We start from the raw sequence: 3,823 nt of genomic DNA on the forward strand, positions 1-3,823 counted from the left end.
GGCCGTAGCTGCCTCTCTCGGACCCGGCCTATGGACCGCAACGCTGGCGATGATTGCCGTCTGGTGGCCGCTCTACACGCGGCTGATGCAGGCGCAGGTCATAAGCGTCAAGCAGATGGAGCATGTCGATGCCGCCATCTCATCTGGTGTCAAGCCGCGCCGGCTGCTCATCCGCTACATTCTGCCGCTTTGCTGGACGCCCATTCTGATCAACGCGACGATGGATTTCGGCCAGGTCGTTTTGCTGGCGGCCTCGCTGAGCTTCATCGGACTTGGAGCCGCACCGCCGGCACCCGAATGGGGGGCGATGGTCTCGGACGGCGCGGTCAACTTCTACTACTGGTGGATCGCGGCAGCCCCTGGGATCGCCATTCTGAGTGTCGTGCTGGCGCTGAATTTCATCGGCGACCGGGTGCGCGACATATTGGATCCGAGGAAGCATTCATGAAGGATGAGCCCCTCCTCGATGTCCGGGATCTCAAGATCGCTTTCGACACGCCGTTCGGATATGTCGACGCCGTGCGTGGTGTGTCGTTCTCCATTCGCAAGGGCGAGATCATCAGCCTGGTTGGCGAGTCCGGATCCGGCAAAAGCATCACCATGCGTGCTGTCATGGGACTCTTGCCGCGGTCCGCTCGCATCAGCGGCTCGGTGAAATTGCTCGGCAGCGAATTGATAGGCTGCCCGGCGAAGAAACTCGAGCAACTGCGCGGCTCCAGAATGTCGATGATCTTCCAGGATCCGCTGACCGCCTTGAACCCGGTGCTGACGGTCGGAGACCAGGTCGTGGAGGCGATACGCATCCACAATCCCACGCTCTCGGCGAAACAGGCGCATGACCAGGCGCTTGGGCTGCTTTTCGAAGTCGCGATACCGTTTCCGGAAAGGCGCATGCAGCAATATCCGCACGAATTTTCCGGCGGAATGCGTCARCGTGTGGTGATTGCCATCGCGATCGCGAACAAGCCGGACCTGATCATCGCCGATGAACCGACGACGGCGCTCGACGTCACGGTCCAGGCTCAGATCCTGGAACTCCTGAAGCAGCTCTGCCGCCAGCAGGGCACCGGGCTGGTTCTGATCACGCATGATCTTGGCGTTGTCGCCGGTATGGCCGAAGCTGTCTCGGTGATGTATGCCGGATCGATCGTCGAGCGTGCCGCCGTCGATGATCTGTTCGATCAGCCCGGCCATCCGTATACCCGCGGCCTGTTGGGCTCGCTTCCCGAGATGAAAGGCGAGATCGGCCGTCTCATCGACATCGGCGGTGCTCCGCCGACGGCTCAGACCATGCCGTCGGGTTGCGCGTTCAATCCGCGTTGCCATTTCGCTGTCGATCGGTGCCGGAGCGAATCGCCATTGTTGATGAAGGCCGGTGCCTCGGATGTGGCATGCCATTTGGCATCGATGCTGCCGCAGTACCACAGCCGAAGGAAAACGGCATGACATCGGCCGTCCGCGATGGTTCGGCACCCAATCAAACCGGCGACGAAATGCCTTCGCAGGGAGAGATACCAGTACTGCTTTCGGTCAAAAACCTGGTCAAGGAATTCGGCACCGGCGGAGCTTTCTCGGGATCGAAGAGCGCGCCGGTCATCCGCGCGGTCGCCGGAGTAAGTTTCGATCTGGCGACAGGAGAGACGTTGGGGCTTGTCGGCGAATCCGGTTGTGGCAAGTCGACGCTAGCGCGCTGCATCCTGCGGCTGTCTCCGCCGACCTCGGGAGAGGTCTTCCTTAATGGCGTGAATCTCGCAAAGCTCAGTGAGGAAGAGATGCGGCGGCAGCGCCGGCATCTGCAGGTGGTGTTTCAGGATCCGTTTGCATCTCTTCATCCGCGCATGCGGATCGGCGAGATCATTTCAGAGCCTCTGGGCCTCCTTGAGATGACGAAGAAGCAACGACTGGATCGCCTTCACGAACTTGTCGACCTGGTCAAACTGAGTATGGAGCATCTTCAGCGCTTCCCGCACGAACTTTCAGGCGGTCAAAGGCAACGCGTGGGCATTGCCCGCGCGCTTGCGGTCAATCCCAAGGTGGTGATCCTGGATGAGCCGGTCTCTGCGCTCGACGTCAGCATTCAGGCCGGCATTTTGAACCTGCTCGCGGATTTGCAGGAACGGCTTGGTCTCTCCTACCTTTTCGTCGCGCACAACCTTTCTACGGTTCGTCACATCTCGAACCGGGTCGCGGTCATGTATCTTGGAAAGATCGTCGAACTCGCGCCAAGGGAACAGATTTTTGATAGCCCCAGACATCCCTACACCCTCGCCTTGCTTTCGGCTGTGCCAACAGCCGATCCAAGGAGCGAGCGTCAGCGAAAGCGGATCGTCTTGAAGGGGGACTTGCCGAGTCCTGCCGCGCCGCCAAGCGGCTGTAGGTTCCGGACCCGATGCTGGAAGGCACAGGAACTATGCGCAACCGAAGAGCCTGTGCTGCGCACGATAGGCAAGTCTACTTTCGCCTGCCATTTTCCTGAGCCAGACACGGGACAAGGTTTGTCCTGAGCGTCAGCGCAGCGATGGAACGCCTGCGCACTTATGCTATGGGAGAAAGAGCTTCTGCAGTTTGACCCCGTCTGATGAGCAGTCATGAACTCCCCAGCGATGGAAGAAATCGATCTGGAGCCTGAGGGGCCCGATGCAAACCGCGACAGTTTGTCGGAGCGCATCTACGCGCGGTTGCGCATCGATTTGATGACCGGACAATACGAGCCCGGGAGCCGGCTCAATATTCGCCGGCTTGCTGCCAACTACGATATGTCTCCAACCCCGGTGCGTGAGGCAATCGTCCAACTCGTTCGCGAGGGCGCGTTGGAATTGCGGCTTGGCCATCAGCCTCGCGTGCCGGTCCTGACCATTCCGCAGTACATCAACATCCGCGAGACCAGGGCGCCGCTCGAACGTCTGGCCGCCGAGCTGGGCGCCGTCCACATCAGCGAGGAAAACATAGAAACCCTGAAGGCGCTACACGACAGGTTCGTTCAATCCGAAAACCAGGAACGCTGGAAGGAAGCCCTGGCGGCCAACCAGGAGTTTCATTTCACCATCTACCGGGCTTCGGGCAATGATGTGCTGGTGCGCTGCATTGAAAATCTGTGGCTGCTGGCCGGCCCGTTTGTGAACAATCAATATCCTCTCGTGCGCAGCGCTGCCCACAGCGTGCATCCGCATCTGCTGATTATCGACGCTCTCGCACGCCGGGCACCCGGCGAAACCGGCGAACTGGTCGTCCGGGATTTGCGCGAAGGGTCTTATGTGATCCTCGAGAAGATCAAGAATGAGGCCAATGCAGGGCATGTGAAAAAGTCTCGGCGCAAGAAAGCCGAGGCTTGATCGGTCCGCTGTCGGCGGCCGCGTTGGCGCGGTGGGTCTCGGCCCTATTTTGAGGGTGTCGCTTTCGTCGCGCGCCGCGCCTTGAGCTTCTCTGCACCTATTACCGCATTCCGGTCCATCATCTTCCAAAGATTGCGCGGACTGGCGCCAAGCTTCTTGACGACCTTGCCGCGCTCGAGCGGCGCGAAGGCCTCGATCGTATTCTTCCGAATGGCTTCCAGGACGATGCCGGCGACAAACTCCGCGGTAACCGGCGTTCCGGCAAAGGACAGGGCCATTGCGTCGTCTTCGGCTTCCTTGTCGAGCATCGGTGTTTCGGTCGAGGTCGGATGGACGATCGTGAATTTCACCGGGCTGCCGCGCTCTTCGAGCGCGAGGGCAAGATGATAGGCAYGAAGCGCGTGTTTTGCCGCCGCAWAGCTCGCGATGCCAGGAAAGGGCAGGAATGCCGTCATGCTGCAGACGGTGACAAGGTGGCCGTGTCCCTGCGC

General features: G+C 60.3%; 5 protein-coding genes. 4 read left to right on the forward strand and 1 reads right to left on the reverse strand.

Going from position 1 to position 3,823, the window contains the following annotated elements; translation table 11 throughout:
- The 4 genes from ACXJ7R_RS27050 to ACXJ7R_RS27065 form a co-directional block, all read left to right on the forward strand.
- Window positions 1-448: ABC transporter permease (locus tag ACXJ7R_RS27050; protein WP_457154498.1), on the forward strand; the 448-nt coding region annotated here is incomplete at its 5' end.
- On the forward strand, window positions 445-1,446 hold the full coding sequence (locus ACXJ7R_RS27055) for an ABC transporter ATP-binding protein (protein WP_457154499.1): 1,002 nt from the start codon (window positions 445-447) through the stop codon (window positions 1,444-1,446). The genes ACXJ7R_RS27050 and ACXJ7R_RS27055, both read left to right, overlap by 4 nt.
- A 47-nt stretch (window positions 1,447-1,493) precedes the next feature.
- Complete coding sequence (locus ACXJ7R_RS27060) at window positions 1,494-2,504, forward strand: ABC transporter ATP-binding protein (protein ID WP_457154502.1); 1,011 nt, start codon at window positions 1,494-1,496, stop codon at window positions 2,502-2,504.
- Between the two features lie 84 nt (window positions 2,505-2,588).
- Complete coding sequence (locus tag ACXJ7R_RS27065) at window positions 2,589-3,332, forward strand: GntR family transcriptional regulator (protein ID WP_457154500.1); 744 nt, start codon at window positions 2,589-2,591, stop codon at window positions 3,330-3,332.
- 44 nt (window positions 3,333-3,376) lie between these two features.
- On the opposite strand, the gene ACXJ7R_RS27070 is transcribed toward ACXJ7R_RS27065, so the two are convergent.
- The coding region (locus ACXJ7R_RS27070) for an SDR family NAD(P)-dependent oxidoreductase (RefSeq protein ID WP_457154501.1) at window positions 3,377-3,823 on the reverse strand (447 nt) is incomplete at its 5' end.

It is taken from the genome of Mesorhizobium sp. P5_C1, assembly GCF_054049815.1.